The organism is Pseudomonas fluorescens, assembly GCF_902497855.1.
GTDB classification, from domain to species: domain Bacteria; phylum Pseudomonadota; class Gammaproteobacteria; order Pseudomonadales; family Pseudomonadaceae; genus Aquipseudomonas; species Aquipseudomonas fluorescens_BI.
Map to the genome: position 1 here is coordinate 286092 of NZ_CABVHU010000001.1, position 12787 is coordinate 298878.

15 protein-coding genes are annotated in these 12787 nt (G+C 62.1%); 4 read left to right on the forward strand and 11 right to left on the reverse strand.

The features are described from left to right. Window positions 1–52 precede the first annotated feature (52 nt). Window positions 53–256 (forward strand): hypothetical protein, encoded by a 204-nt coding sequence (locus F8N96_RS01340; RefSeq protein WP_150796241.1) that lies wholly within the window; start codon window positions 53–55, stop codon window positions 254–256. An 8-nt stretch (window positions 257–264) separates the two neighbouring features. Here the strand turns inward: F8N96_RS01340 and F8N96_RS01345 are convergent, their stop codons facing one another. The 3 genes from F8N96_RS01345 to F8N96_RS01355 form a co-directional block, all read right to left on the reverse strand. Beyond that, window positions 265–504: a DUF2789 domain-containing protein gene (locus tag F8N96_RS01345; protein WP_150796242.1), complete on the reverse strand. Its 240-nt coding sequence runs from the start codon at window positions 502–504 to the stop codon at window positions 265–267. A 130-nt stretch (window positions 505–634) separates the two neighbouring features. Then, on the reverse strand, window positions 635–865 hold the full coding sequence (locus tag F8N96_RS01350) for a hypothetical protein (RefSeq protein WP_149630429.1): 231 nt from the start codon (window positions 863–865) through the stop codon (window positions 635–637). Window positions 866–1013: 148 nt separating this feature from the next. Then, window positions 1014–1262, reverse strand: coding sequence for a hypothetical protein (locus F8N96_RS01355; protein WP_150796243.1), 249 nt, complete (start codon window positions 1260–1262; stop codon window positions 1014–1016). A 411-nt stretch (window positions 1263–1673) separates the two neighbouring features. Here F8N96_RS01355 and F8N96_RS01360 point away from each other — a divergent pair, with 411 nt between their 5' ends. Both F8N96_RS01360 and F8N96_RS01365 read left to right on the forward strand, forming a co-directional pair. Further along, window positions 1674–2144 carry a hypothetical protein gene (locus F8N96_RS01360; RefSeq protein WP_150762613.1) on the forward strand — a complete coding sequence of 157 codons (471 nt, stop codon included), beginning with the start codon at window positions 1674–1676 and terminating at the stop codon, window positions 2142–2144. Between the two features lie 113 nt (window positions 2145–2257). Continuing rightward, complete coding sequence (locus F8N96_RS01365) at window positions 2258–3274, forward strand: ABC transporter substrate-binding protein (RefSeq protein WP_150796244.1); 1017 nt, start codon at window positions 2258–2260, stop codon at window positions 3272–3274. Window positions 3275–3397: 123 nt separating this feature from the next. Here F8N96_RS01365 and F8N96_RS01370 read toward each other — a convergent pair whose 3' ends face one another. Together F8N96_RS01370 and F8N96_RS01375 are read right to left on the reverse strand one after the other, a co-directional pair. Continuing rightward, a complete protein-coding gene (locus F8N96_RS01370) occupies window positions 3398–5530 on the reverse strand; it encodes a TonB-dependent receptor (RefSeq protein WP_150796245.1) in 2133 nt (710 codons plus the stop codon). A gap of 89 nt (window positions 5531–5619) precedes the next feature. Then, entirely contained in the window at window positions 5620–6006 is a 387-nt protein-coding gene (locus F8N96_RS01375) for a DUF2946 domain-containing protein (RefSeq protein ID WP_150796246.1), read from the reverse strand. A 94-nt stretch (window positions 6007–6100) separates the two neighbouring features. Here F8N96_RS01375 and F8N96_RS01380 point away from each other — a divergent pair, with 94 nt between their 5' ends. Beyond that, on the forward strand, window positions 6101–6538 hold the full coding sequence (locus tag F8N96_RS01380) for a DUF3995 domain-containing protein (protein WP_150796247.1): 438 nt from the start codon (window positions 6101–6103) through the stop codon (window positions 6536–6538). A gap of 105 nt (window positions 6539–6643) precedes the next feature. On the opposite strand, the gene F8N96_RS01385 is transcribed toward F8N96_RS01380, so the two are convergent. From F8N96_RS01385 to F8N96_RS01410, 6 genes are read right to left on the reverse strand one after another with little or no spacing between them, the layout of a single operon-like run. Further along, window positions 6644–7012, reverse strand: coding sequence for a Na+/H+ antiporter subunit G (locus F8N96_RS01385; protein WP_150796248.1), 369 nt, complete (start codon window positions 7010–7012; stop codon window positions 6644–6646). Then, window positions 7009–7287 carry a K+/H+ antiporter subunit F gene (locus F8N96_RS01390; protein WP_150796249.1) on the reverse strand — a complete coding sequence of 93 codons (279 nt, stop codon included), beginning with the start codon at window positions 7285–7287 and terminating at the stop codon, window positions 7009–7011. Before F8N96_RS01390 ends, F8N96_RS01385 begins: the two co-directional genes overlap by 4 nt. Further along, the gene (locus F8N96_RS01395) at window positions 7284–7772 is read right to left on the reverse strand and encodes a Na+/H+ antiporter subunit E (RefSeq protein WP_150796250.1); all 489 of its coding nucleotides are present in this window, start codon (window positions 7770–7772) and stop codon (window positions 7284–7286) included. The genes F8N96_RS01390 and F8N96_RS01395 overlap by 4 nt, the downstream gene beginning before the upstream one ends. Further along, on the reverse strand, window positions 7769–9454 hold the full coding sequence (locus F8N96_RS01400) for a monovalent cation/H+ antiporter subunit D (RefSeq protein ID WP_150796251.1): 1686 nt from the start codon (window positions 9452–9454) through the stop codon (window positions 7769–7771). The genes F8N96_RS01395 and F8N96_RS01400 overlap by 4 nt, the downstream gene beginning before the upstream one ends. After that, on the reverse strand, window positions 9451–9795 hold the full coding sequence (locus tag F8N96_RS01405) for a Na+/H+ antiporter subunit C (RefSeq protein WP_150796252.1): 345 nt from the start codon (window positions 9793–9795) through the stop codon (window positions 9451–9453). The genes F8N96_RS01400 and F8N96_RS01405 overlap by 4 nt, the downstream gene beginning before the upstream one ends. After that, entirely contained in the window at window positions 9795–12713 is a 2919-nt protein-coding gene (locus F8N96_RS01410) for a monovalent cation/H+ antiporter subunit A (RefSeq protein WP_150796253.1), read from the reverse strand. The genes F8N96_RS01405 and F8N96_RS01410 overlap by 1 nt, the downstream gene beginning before the upstream one ends. Window positions 12714–12787: the final 74 nt, after the last annotated feature.

Genomic DNA, 12787 nt, shown 5'->3' on the forward strand with positions numbered 1-12787 from the left:
CGTTACCATGCCGATATAGTTAGGTGGCTAATGAATTTCGAGAGGTTCAGCAATGCAATGCAGAGTCGATGTGGCGGTCATGATCGGCAGCGGGGTGCCCGCCAGTTTGCGTGCGCTGGGGCAGAGTGTCTGCTGGGTGGTGCTGCTCGATGGCGAGCGCCGCGGGACGGCGTTTTCCAGTCGCGAAGAGGCGCAGGAGTGCAGGGCTGCCTGGGTGGCGCAACTGAGCGCCAGAACACCCGACAGCCTGCATTGAACCGGCGGCTAGTGAATCTGGTGCATGCGCAGGTTGAGGTCGTCGACCACCCGCGCCCAATCCGCGTCTTCGCGCAATTGCTCTTTCAGGAAGCCGGCTTGCTGCGGCGTCCAGAACTCGGCATCGATGAGTTTCTTGTCATCGGGCAGCGGGGAATGGCTGGCGATGAAATCGTCGATGGCTTTCTCTTCGGAATCCAGGCCGAGCTGGTCGAACAAGCCTTTCAAGTCGTGTGTAGGTGAATCCATCTTCATCTCCTTGCTGGTCACGCGGATGCGAGATCTGAGGTGCGGCTTCATTGCATCTGAGGGAGTCGCGCTTCAGGAGTTCGATAGCGATGTTCTAAAGCAGGAATGAGCATAGACTGCAAACCGGTGATCAGGCTTTCAATGCGCCTTCATCGACAGCAACCTTCAGGGCCTTGGCGGCCTCCTGGGCGGCGATGGCGGCGACGTCGGAAGTCTTGAACCAGCGATCCTTCTCGACCTGGTGATAGGTCACGGTGGTCAGCGGGGGTTTGGCACGCATGATAATGACTGCCTGGAATTCGCCTTCGACCTCTCTGGCTTCGCCCCGGATAAAAAATTCACCGATATCAAATTCCGTCACGTAGCCGCCTTCCCTTGGAAATATTATGGTGTGTCGAACGCCGCCCGCCCTGGGGATGCGGTTCGTTTGGTCGGCCAGTATGGCAGCAGTTGCCTGCCGGCGGCTGAGTTAAGTCGCCGGCATGACGAAACGTCTATGGGGATGAAGGTCAAATACGCGACTCGAGGGAGCGGGCGAGGGCGCAGGCTTCGTTATGGTCGCCGCGGAAACCTCTTACATGGCCCGTGGAGATTTCCTTGATATGGAAGAAGGCATTGCCCGCCAGGACCACCTGGAACCGCGGTGCGGCAAGGCCTGGCGCGTGAAAGTCATGGGGCTGCAACACCGTCGGGTGCCGGGGCGCCAGGCCGCTGGTGCGCGATGGCTGAGGTTGAGCGAAGTGGGTCAGTGTGCACATGGGAAGTCCTTTTCGTAGTTTTGCCGACGCGTGTACTTCGTTTTGGCTAGTCTCGGTGAGCATCGCTGCTCTAGAATCACCACCACTGGTTGGCGATTGATGTTTATCTAAAGCAATTTTTTGCTGGCGATATGTCAGAAAAGTGCTTTTTTTTTAGCGTTTTTTCCCTAAAGTTAGTAATCCGTTTTTTCTGGCCGTTAGCAGGGCGTTTTCCTTCAACCTCTGACGAACACCAGGCAAGACGACGCGAGTGATCTTCCAGTAGTCTTTTCACGCCTCGCGGTGGATGAGCGCTCTGCTCGTCCTCAGGATTTCAACCGGGTCATTTGGCTAAACCCTCGGCATTGCCGCTTTTTTCTGCTGTGCGCTTTTTCTGTGTGCGGCATCATTTTCAGATGTGGGGATGTTTCCTTGGCAGTAAGTAATCTCGATATGCATGCCTTGTTCGTGTTGGGTGATTTGCGCGCAAAGCTGGTCAAACAGTTTCAGTCACGTTTCGTTTACATCACCGAACAGAACGCTGAAGGCATTTACATTGCCGAAATCGATACCGAGTCAGCGCTGGTGGTAGACGACAAGCCAGGGCTCAAGCTCAAGGTCGGCGATCATTTCAGCGCCTCCGTATTGCCCAGTCGCGAAGGCGGCAAGCTGGACATCAAGTTCCGCGAAATCAAGTTGACGGTCTACGGGCTGGGGGATTACGCGTTCGTGACCACTGCCGACGGCCACGCAATCCTGTTCAAGGAAGGGCATAGCGTGGTGATGGTATTTGCTGCTCACCAGCAGCTGCAGGAGGGCCTGACCAAAACCCTCAAGGCCGTTACCGCCAAGGCTGCCAAGTGGCGCAAGGGCGAACTGGTGACCTTCAAGGCCAGCGAGTAATGCCTTCGAAAGCAGGAACCTCTACTACAGTCAGTTGACTGAGTATTCAGAGGCTTTGCGGTCTTCTGCCAGGCCATCCTGCCATTGCTGTTTACAGCACGAGGTGCAAAACCATGAACGGATTTCGACGGCTGCTGGCCGCTACCCTGGCCACGTTCGGGTTGTTGGCTTCACCCGTTCCGGTATTCGCTGCCCAGGCGCCGATCCACTTTGCCGACCTGAACTGGGAAAGCGGCAGCCTGATCACCGACATCCTGCGGATCATTGTCGAGAAGGGCTACGATTTGCCGACCGATACCTTGCCGGGGACGACCATCACCCTGGAAACCGCCCTGGCCAATAACGATATCCAGGTCATTGGCGAGGAATGGGCCGGTCGCAGTCCCGTGTGGGTCAAGGCCGAGGCCGAAGGCAAAGTGGTGAGTCTGGGCGACACGGTCAAGGGCGCCACCGAAGGCTGGTGGGTTCCGGAGTATGTGATCAAGGGCGACCCGGCCAAGGGCATCAAACCGCTGGCACCGGACCTGCGCAGTGTCAGCGACCTGCCCCGATACAAGGGCGTGTTCAGCGACCCGGAAACCCCGGGCAAGGGGCGCTTCCTCAACAGCCCGATCGGCTGGACCTCGGAAGTGGTCAACAAGCAGAAGCTCAAGGCGTACGGCCTGGACGACAGCTATGTGAATTTTCGCAGCGGCTCGGGGGCGGCACTGGATGCGGAGATCAGTTCGTCGATTCGCCGCGGCAAGCCGGTGCTGTTCTATTACTGGTCGCCGACGCCATTGCTCGGCCGCTTCAAGCTGATTCAGCTGCAAGAGCCGCCGTTCGATGCCGAAGCCTGGAAAACCCTGACCGACGCCGATAACCCGAATCCGAAACCGACGCGCTCGCTGGCCTCGAAGCTGTCCATTGGCGTGTCCACGCCTTTCCAGAAACAGTACCCGCAGATTGCCGAGTTTTTCAGCAAGGTCGATTTTCCGATCGACCCGTTGAACAAGGCCCTGGCCGAGATGAGTGAAAAGCACACGCCGCCACGGCAGGCGGCGGAGGCGTTCATGAAGGCGCACCCGGAGGTGTGGCGGGCTTGGGTGCCCAAGGATGTGGCGGACAAAGTGGCTGCCGAACTGAAGTGATGCAGTGAGCTGATGCCGCCTTCGCGAGCAGGCTCGCTCCCACAAATGATCTCGATTGTTTGCAGAGTTTGCCTGCAAAACAGATCCAATGTGGGAGCGAGCCTGCTCGCGAAGCTGTTGCTTTTAAAACCGGGTCTGCACCGCCAACTCGAAGGTGCGCGGTGTCCCGAGGTAATACGCCGGCGACACATGGGCGAACTCGGCATACACCTCGTTGGTCAGGTTGCGCACCCGACCGGTGACGGTGGTGTGCTGATCGACCTTATAGCTGAGGAAGGTGCCAAACAGCGTGTACGACGGCACAGTCAGGGTATTGGCGCTGTCGGCAAACACCGAGGCCACGTACCGCGCATCGACGCCGCCTTGCCATTGCGGCGCGAAGTCATAGGTCAGCCACAGATTGCCGACCCGGTCCGGCACATTGGTCGGTGTATTGCCCTTGCGTGAAATCACCACGCCTGCAGCGTTCTTCTCGGTGAATTCGTCGTACCGGGCCTCGACCCAGGCGAAGTTGCCTTCGGCCAGCAACTTGTCGGTGATCCGCAACGAACTGGCCAGCTCGATGCCCCTGGAGGTCTGCTGTCCCACTGGAATGCTGAGGGTCGGGTCCAGCGGATCGGTCACCGCGAAATCTTTGCGCTCGATCGTATACGCCGCCACCGTCGCCGACCCGCGCCCGTCCAGATAATCGAACTTGCTGCCCACTTCCCATTGCTTGCCGGTGGATACGTCAAAGTCCTGGGTACCGTTGGGCTGTTCGGCGGCGGTGCTGTATTGCACGTAGACGTTGGCGGCGGGAATGAACTGGTAGGTCAGGCCGACCCGACCGGTCACCGGCTCCCAGCTGCGTTTCATATGCCGGGGATTGCTGGCGGTGACTGCCCGATGATTGGTCACGTCCAGGTCGATGTCGTCGTAACGCAGCCCGGTCAGCAATGCCAGCTTGTCGGTCAGCGCCAGGCGGTTTTCGACGAACAAGGCCCTGGTGGTGACTTGGTTGGTCTTGTCGCTGACGAAACCCGGTCGGGTGTCCGGTATGTCGTAGAAATGTCCCGGCTGCAAGTTGTCCGGATCGACAGTGCTTGCGCCTTTGACGTTCAGCGGCGAGTTGGTGGTCTGGTTGACCTTGTACTCGAAACCGCCGGACCAGGTGGTGTCCAGACCGAACAGGTGGTTGTCGTGGCGCAGCTCGAACTGGTTGCCGTTCTGTTCGCCCTGGTGTCGCACCTGATACGCCGTGGAGCGGTTCACCGCGCTGTTGTCGGCGTTGTACTGGTAGGTTTCCAGGTTGCGGTAGTCACGCTGGCTGTCGAGGTGATAGAGGGTATTGCGCAGGCTGGTGCTGTCGTTGATCCGGTAGTCGATGATCGAGCGGACCCAGATCGTCCGTTGTTCGTAGCGGCCGTCCTCGACGTTGTAGTTGTTGAATCGGTTGTGCTTGTCGATTTTCAGTTCGCCGGCCTTGGGATTGAGTACCGGTGTGCCCCAGTAAGGACTGTCTTCGTGCTCGTCCTGATATTCCAGGGCCAGGGTGTGGGACAGGTTCGGTGTCAGGTCGCTGAGCAAGGAGAACGCCACGCTCCACGCATCGCGCTCCTGCCGGTCGATGTAGCCGTTGCCGGTGTTATGGCTGACGTCGAGGCGGGCATAGTGCTGCACGTCCGAACGGGCATCGCTCAGGGCATGATTGAGGCCGAACGCGGTCTCGGTGGTGTCATAAGTGCCGTAGCTGGCCCGGCCTTCGATGGCTTGCTCTTCACGGGTGGCCAGTTTGGTCACGTAATTGAGCGAACCGCCCACGGAGCCGGCGCCATTGATCAATGACGATGGGCCACCGACCAGTTCCACCCGGTCATAGATCCAGGCATCCACCGGCCGGGCGAGACCGCCTGAGACGTTGATGCCGTTGAACATCTGGGTGATCTGGCTGCTGGTGAACCCCCGATACGAGACGAATCCGCCGAAGCCCGGCGGCGCACTGGCATTGACGCCGGGCAAAGTGTTGGCGGCGTCCTGAAAACTCTGCGCACCGTGACGCTCGATGTCGTTGCGGTTGGCGATCGCCACCGAAGCCGGGGTGTCACGCAGGCTCAGGCCCAGGCGCGAGGCCATGCCGCTGGATTGATCGAGGCTCAGGCCCGGCTCAGTGGTCGTTTCACCCTCGACAGTGATGGGCGCAAGGTCGAGCGTGTGTTGCGCCCAGGCATTAACGGACAGGCAGCCGAACAGGCTTGCCAGCAAAGGAATGGTTTTCATCGATGAATCCTGAATACTTGGCTAGGGGTCAGCGCACAGGCACACGCCACGCGTGGGCGCAGTGGGCTGATCGGAAAAGGCAAGGACACTCAGGCGAAAGGTGGGGCGCGAGGATTGGCCGAGGGCCAGGTGAGGCGGGCAGGGAGGTCGGCGCTGGCGATGACGGCCAGTGGCGGACTGTGCTGCTCGGGCAGGATCGCCAGGGTCAGGCTGGAATTGAACGCCGGCCCCATGCCGCCGGTGGAGCACAGCGGACAGCCGAAAGCCTTGGACAGGGTCGGCAGTTTGTCTTCGGCAGGGTTCGACGATGCCGGGGCTTGGGTGGCCGGGTCGACCGTACAGAACTGGCCTCCGATGCCGTTAAGCTGCGCCCCGACCATTTGCCCGTGACCGATGCTGCAGGCGAACACATTGAACAGGACGCAGCAATAAAGCATCCAGGCAATGAGTGAGCGGTCGGTTCGCGCAAGTTTCATGGGGCGGCACTTTACACCGTCGATCACCAATACCCTTACAAAAACGTTCAAGGAAGTTCATCCTGCTGCGACATTTTACGCTGGACGTCTGAACATGAGCCTGATTATTGCGCAATGGATGGCTGCCATCTTCCTGTTGATCAGCCTGATCCACTTGTACTGGGCGGCGGGTGGCAAGCTCGGGAGTGAGGCCGCAGTGCCGCGTGTGCCCGCAGAGAGCGGCGCGCAGTCCAGGCCGGCGTTCAAGCCTTCGGGCTTTGTGACCCTGCTGGTAGCGGTCGGCTTGCTGCTGATCGCGATGCTGGTGTGCCTGCGGGTCGGGCTGTATTTGCCCAGGGTGCATCACTGGTCGCTGCAATGGGTGATCAGCGCCATTGCGATGCTGATGTTTGCCCGGGCGATCGGCGATTCGAATCTGCTGGGGTTCTTCAAGCAGGTCAAGGATTCGCGGTTTGCCCGGTTGGATACCTGGGCTTATTCGCCGTTGTGCGTGGTGTTGGGGGCGGGGCTGTTGGCCGTTGCCTGGATCTGAAAAGCTTCGCCGGCAAGCCGGCTCCTACAAGGGATCCGTGCCCAACCCCAATCCCTGTAGGAGCTGGCTTGCCAGCGAAGAGGCCCTGTGAATCAATACACCTCTTTAAATCTGACTCTCGCTTTTCGTTCGCCGACTGCTCACCTCAGCCGGCACATCATCCCCCGCCATGCGCTTGCGGAACAACGCCGCCCGGGCCAGCAGCAAGGTGGTCACCGGCACGGTGATCGCCAGCAGAATCGGAATCAGCCAGGCATGCAGCACTGGCGCGAACTTGAGCGCGGAAAAGTAAATGATCGAGGCCAATGCCGCGCACCACGCGCCGAGTGTCGAGGCCAGGGCCGGCGGGTGCATGCGCTGGAAGTAATCCTTCATCCGCAGCAGCCCGACGGCGCCGATCAGCGCAAACAGGCTGGCGAGCACCAGCAGGATCGCCACCGGAATCTCCACCCACAGCGATAGCTCCATATTCATTCGATCACCTCGCCACGCAGCAGGAATTTGGCCAGGGCAAACGAGCCGACGAAGCCGAACAGGGCGATCAGCAGCGCCGCCTCGAAGTAGGTGTCGCTGGCATAACGAATGCCCAGGGCCAGCATCATCAGCATGGCGACGAGGTACAGATAATCCAGGGCCAGGACCCGGTCCTGGGCCGACGGCCCCTTGAACAGCCGGATCAGGGTCAGCACCATCGCCAGGGAAAAGATGAACAGGCTGAGCAGGATCGCGTTCGACAGCAGCGGGCTCATTCGAAGATCTCCATCAAGGGGCGCTCGTAGGTCGCCTTGAAGTGCTGGATGAACAGCGCTTCGTCGTCCAGATCGAACACGTGCAGCAACAGGATGCTGCGATCCAGCGCCAGTTCCGACCAGACGGTGCCGGGGACCACGGTGCAGATCATCGACAGGGCCGCCAGGCCGTTGGCATCGCGCAGGTCCAGCGGCACCTTGATGAAGCGCGAGCGCGGTGGGCGACGCCCGGCGTTGAGCACGCCCCAGGCCACCGTGAGGTTGGACACCAGCACATCGCGCCCGACCAGCAGGAACAAGCGCAGGATCACGCCGGGGCGGCGAATGCGGATCGGCAGCGGACGCAGTTTGCGCATCATCAACGGCGCGCAGAACCCCAGTACCGCGCCCAGCAGCAGATTGCCGGGACTCATCGACAGGTTCAGCACCAACCACAACACCCACAGGGCCAGGGACAACCACGGCGCGGGAAACAGTCGCTTCATGGTTGCACCTCGGCGAGCGCGGCCTTGGCGTCGGGGCCTGGAATCGCGCGGGTACCGAGCACGGCCATCACGTATTGCTGCGGGTTGTTCAAGGCGTCGGCGGCGGCCTGGGTATAGCGCAGCAGTGGCTCGGCCTTGAACGTGAGCGCGATGCTCAATCCCAGCAGGGCGATGATCGGCACACATTCGAAGCGACGCAGCAAGGGCGATGGCCGTTCCTCCGGGGTCCAGAACCGCTGGATGCCCAGGCGCGAGAAGGCAATCAAGGAGGCCAGCCCGGAAATAATCAGCAGCGCCAGCAAGCCCCACGCCGCGTTCGACACCGGTACATCGCCGGAATGACCGAGGCCCAGCGGGTTGAGCAGGGCGCTGAGCAGGCCGAGTTTGCCGATGAAACCGGAGAGCGGCGGCATGCCGATGATCAACAGCGAGCAGGCAATGAAACTCAAGCCCAGGAACGCCATGGTCCAGGGAATCACCTGGCCGACCACGGCTTTCTGTTCGTCGTCGAGGTTGATGCCTTTGGGCGGCTGCAGGGATTCCAGCGGCCGTGGCAGCAGGTCGCCGTCATCGAACAGCGGCATTTCATTGGCCGAACGCGAACGCTCGATCAACTCGGCCAGCAGGAACAGCGCGCTCAAGGCCAGGGTCGAGCTGACCAGATAGAACAGTGCCGCGCCGATCAGGTTGGGTTGGGCGAAACCGATGGCCGACAGCAGAATCCCCGCCGACGCCAGGATGCTCAGGCTCGCCAGGCGCTCCAGGCGTTGCGCGGCGAGGATCGCCACCGCCGCACAGACGATGGTCGCCATGCCGCCATAGATCAGCCAGTCGCCGCCAAAGTACGCCGACGCGCCGGCCTGGCCGGAGAACAGCAGGGTCCACAGGCGCAGCAGGGTATACACGCCGACCTTGGTCATGATCGCGAACATCGCCGCCACGGGGGCGCTGGCGGCGGAGTAGGCCGGCACCAGCCAGAAGTTCAGTGGCCACATCCCGGCCTTGGCCAGGAACGCCACGGCGAGAATCGCCGCGCCGGCGTGCAGCAGGCCGCGATCGGCTTCAGGCACCAGGGGGATCTTCAGCGCCAGGTCGGCCATGTTCAGGGTGCCGGTGACGCCGTAGATCAGGGCCGCGCCAATCAGGAACAGCGACGACGCCAGCAGGTTGATCGAGATGTAATGCAGCCCCGCCGATACCCGCGAGCGGCCCGAACCGTGGAGCATCAGGCCGTAGGAGGCGGCCAGCAGCACTTCGAAGAACACGAACAGGTTGAACAGGTCCGCCGTCAGGAACGCGCCATAGAGGCCCATCATCTGGATCTGGAACAGCGCGTGGAAACTCGAACCGGCGCCATCCCAGCGGGCCATCGCGAACAGCAGGGCGCTGACGCCGATGATCCCGGTCAGCACCAGCATCAGCGCCGACAGGCGATCGACCACCAGCACGATGCCGAACGGCGCTTGCCAGTTGCCCGGCAGGTACACGCCTATGGAGCCGGGCACACCGGTGTCCTGGGTCCATTGCAGCAACAGCACGGCGATGCCCAGGCCCACCAGGCTGGAGAGCAGGTTGATCTTGGCCTTCAGCGGCCGGTGTTTCTCGCCCAGCATCAGCATCACCGCGGCGGTCAGCAGCGGCAGCAGAATCGGGGCGGCGATCAGGTGCGGCATCAGGTTCATTCTTTAGGCTCCCGGCCATCCACATGGTCGGTACCGGTCAGGCCTCGGGACGCGAGCAGTACCACCAGGAACAGCGCGGTCATGGCGAAGCTGATGACGATCGCCGTCAGCACCAGCGCTTGCGGCAGCGGGTCGGTGTAGTGCAGCAAATCCTGCGGCACGCCGTCCTTGATGATCGGCTCCTTGCCGATGAACAAGCTGCCCATGCTGAAGATGAACAGGTTGACGCCGTAGGACAGCAGGCACAGGCCCATGACCACCTGGAACGTGCGCGGGCGCAGGATCAGCCAGACGCCGGACGCGGCCAGTACGCCGATGGCGGTTGCGATGACTTCTTCCATCAGACGGCTCCTTCGGTGGCGACGGCTCTGGGCAGGGCAGCGGTCTTGTGACCCCGTACCGATTGGTGGGCGAGGGCGGTGAGGATCAACAGGGTCGAACCGACCACCACGGCGTACACGCCAATATCGAAGAACAGCGCGCTGGCGATGTGAATGTCGCCGAACACCGGCAAAGCGAAATGCCAGGTGTGGGTGGTCAGGAACGGATAGCCGGCCGCCATCGCCCCGAGCCCGGTCACGGTGGCAAACAGCAGCCCGGTGCCCATCCAGCGCAGTGGACGCAGGCTCATTTGCGCCTCGACCCACTGGGTGCCGGCGACCATGTATTGCAGGATGAACGCCACCGACATCACCAGGCCCGCGACAAAGCCGCCGCCCGGTTGATTGTGCCCGCGCATGAACAGGTAGACCGACACCACGAAGGCAATCGGCAGCAGCAGGCGCACGAGCACCGCCGGCACCATCATGAAGCCTAGCGCGGTGTCGCTGGCGTGACGCGGGTTGACCAGGTCGGTGACGACGTCGGGCGCGAGCAGGCGCTGCTGGGCCGGCAACTGCAGGCTTTCTTTCGGTGGGCGGAAGCGGCGCAGCAGGGCGAACACGGTCAGGGCCACGGCCGCCAGCACGGTGATTTCGCCAAGGGTGTCGAAGCCGCGGAAGTCCACCAGCATCACGTTGACCACGTTGCTGCCGCCGCCTTCGGGCAGGGCGCGACTGAGGTAGAACGAAGAAATATCGTTCGGGGTCTGGCGCGTCAGCATGGCGTAGGACAGCAGCGCCATGCCGCCACCGACGGCGATCGACAGCAGCAAGTCGCGCAAACGGCGAATGCGTGCCTTGCGCAGCGTGCTCGGCAGCGGTGACACCTCTTCGATCCGCCGTGGCAGCCAGCGCAGGCCCAGCAGGATCAGCACTGTGGTCACCACTTCGACCACCAGTTGCGTCAGCGCCAGGTCCGGCGCCGAGAACCAGACGAACGTGATGCACGTCATCAGGCCGCAGACGCTGACCATGGTCAGGGCCGCGAGCCGGTGATACTTGGCCTGCCACGCCGCGCCGAGGGCGCAGGCAATCGCCAGCAGCCACAGGGTCACGAACACGATCGAACCCGCAATCTTCGGGCGGTCGCCCCAGCTCAGGCTGCTGTGGAGCATCGGGATCAACCCGGCCAGCACGGCGGCGAGCACCATCAGGAACAGTTGGGTTTGCAGGCGCTTGGTGCTGATCCGCCGCTCCAGACGCCGGGCCAGGCGCATCTTGATCACCAGGCTGCGCTCGAACAATCGCTTGCCGTTGAACCGGCCGATCAGTGGCGGGTACTTGAAGCGCCCGCGCTTGAGCTGGTTGCGCAGCAGCAGGTAGAGCACGATACCGCCGGACATGGCGACCAGGCTCATGATCATCGGCGCGTTCCAGCCGTGCCAGATCGCCAGGCTGTATTCCGGCAGGACGCCGCCCACGACGGGCTGTGCCGCGGCGGCCAGCAACGGGCCGACCACCTGCGCCGGGAAAATCCCCACGATCAGGCAGGCGAACACCAGCAACTCCACCGGCGCGCGCATCCAGCGTGGCGGTTCATGCGGGGTGTGCGGCAGGTCGGTGGCGGTCGGGCCGAAGAACACATCGACCGTGAAGCGCAGGGAGTAGGCGACGCTGAAAGTCCCGGCGATGGTCGCGACGATCGGCAGGGTCATCTCGATCCAGGCCGTGGCGTTGATGAACACGGTTTCGGCGAAGAACATCTCTTTGGAGAGGAAGCCGTTGAGCAACGGCACCCCGGCCATCGAGGCACTGGCGACCATGGCCAGGGTGGCGGTGTACGGAATCAGCTTGATCAGGCCGCTGAGCTTGCGGATGTCGCGGGTGCCGCTTTCGTGGTCGATGATCCCCGCGGCCATGAACAGCGAGGCCTTGAACGTGGCATGGTTGAAAATGTGGAACACCGCGGCCACGGCGGCCAGCGGACTGTTCAGCCCCAGCAGCAGGGTAATCAGGCCCAGGTGGCTGATGGTCGAATAGGCCAGCAGGCCCTTGAGGTCGTTCTGGAACATCGCGCAGTACGCGCCGAGCAGCAGGGTGCAGGCGCCGGCGCCGCTGACGATGTAGAACCATTCTTCGCTGCCGGACAGTGACGGCCATAGCCGTGCGAGCAGAAACACCCCGGCCTTGACCATGGTCGCCGAGTGCAGATAGGCCGAGACCGGTGTCGGCGCCGCCATGGCGTGGGGCAGCCAGAAGTGGAAGGGGAATTGTGCGCTTTTGCTTAAGGCGCCGATCAGGATCAGGGGTAGCAGGACAGGGTAGAGGGCATGTGCGCGAATCAGCTCGCCGGCGGCCAGGACCTTGTCCAGGTCATAGCTGCCGACCACATGGCCAAGCAGCATGACCCCCGCCAGCAGGCACAACCCGCCGGCACCGGTGACCATCAGCGCCATGTAGGCACCGCGCCGAGCATCGGCGCGGTGGTGCCAGTAACCGATCAACAGGAACGAGAAGAGGCTGGTCAGCTCCCAGAAAAACACGATCTGGATCAGGTTGCCGGAGATCACCAGGCCGAGCATGGCGCCCATGAACGCCAGGAAAAACGCGAAGAAGCGTGGCACCGGATCGTCCGGCGACATGTAATAGCGGGCGTACAGTGAAACCAGGGTGCCGATGCCCAGCACCAGCATCGAGAACAGCCAGGCGAAGCCGTCCATGCGCAGCACGAAGTTCAGGCCCAGGCTGGGCAGCCAGGAGAATTCTTCGCGAATCACACCGCCATCGGCGATTTGCGGGAACAGCAACGCCACCTGGATGGTGCCGATCAGGGCAACCAGGCCAGCCAGCAAGGATTCGGTGTTACGCGCGTTGTGTGGCAGCACGGCCGCCAAACAGCTGCCGACAAAGGGCAGAAGCAGTAGAACTATCAGGGACATAGGCTTCTAATCTGCGGAAGTTTGTGAAGCATCATACGTGCCAGTCGCCGGATCGCCAAACGCCAAGCTGTCGC

Bases quoted from the DNA above. Each gene is read 5' to 3' on its own strand.
- F8N96_RS01355 (WP_150796243.1), bottom strand. From the start codon at position 1,262: ATGTGCACACTGACCCACTTCGCTCAACCTCAGCCATCGCGCACCAGC.
- F8N96_RS01365 (WP_150796244.1), top strand. From the start codon at position 2,258: ATGAACGGATTTCGACGGCTGCTGGCCGCTACCCTGGCCACGTTCGGG.
- F8N96_RS01340 (WP_150796241.1), top strand. From the start codon at position 53: ATGCAATGCAGAGTCGATGTGGCGGTCATGATCGGCAGCGGGGTGCCC.
- F8N96_RS01405 (WP_150796252.1), bottom strand. From the start codon at position 9,795: ATGGAAGAAGTCATCGCAACCGCCATCGGCGTACTGGCCGCGTCCGGC.
- F8N96_RS01385 (WP_150796248.1), bottom strand. From the start codon at position 7,012: ATGAATATGGAGCTATCGCTGTGGGTGGAGATTCCGGTGGCGATCCTG.
- F8N96_RS01410 (WP_150796253.1), bottom strand. From the start codon at position 12,713: ATGTCCCTGATAGTTCTACTGCTTCTGCCCTTTGTCGGCAGCTGTTTG.
- F8N96_RS01390 (WP_150796249.1), bottom strand. From the start codon at position 7,287: ATGAGCCCGCTGCTGTCGAACGCGATCCTGCTCAGCCTGTTCATCTTT.
- F8N96_RS01400 (WP_150796251.1), bottom strand. From the start codon at position 9,454: ATGAACCTGATGCCGCACCTGATCGCCGCCCCGATTCTGCTGCCGCTG.
- F8N96_RS01370 (WP_150796245.1), bottom strand. From the start codon at position 5,530: ATGAAAACCATTCCTTTGCTGGCAAGCCTGTTCGGCTGCCTGTCCGTT.
- F8N96_RS01395 (WP_150796250.1), bottom strand. From the start codon at position 7,772: ATGAAGCGACTGTTTCCCGCGCCGTGGTTGTCCCTGGCCCTGTGGGTG.
- F8N96_RS01380 (WP_150796247.1), top strand. From the start codon at position 6,101: ATGAGCCTGATTATTGCGCAATGGATGGCTGCCATCTTCCTGTTGATC.
- F8N96_RS01375 (WP_150796246.1), bottom strand. From the start codon at position 6,006: ATGAAACTTGCGCGAACCGACCGCTCACTCATTGCCTGGATGCTTTAT.
- F8N96_RS01345 (WP_150796242.1), bottom strand. From the start codon at position 504: ATGGATTCACCTACACACGACTTGAAAGGCTTGTTCGACCAGCTCGGC.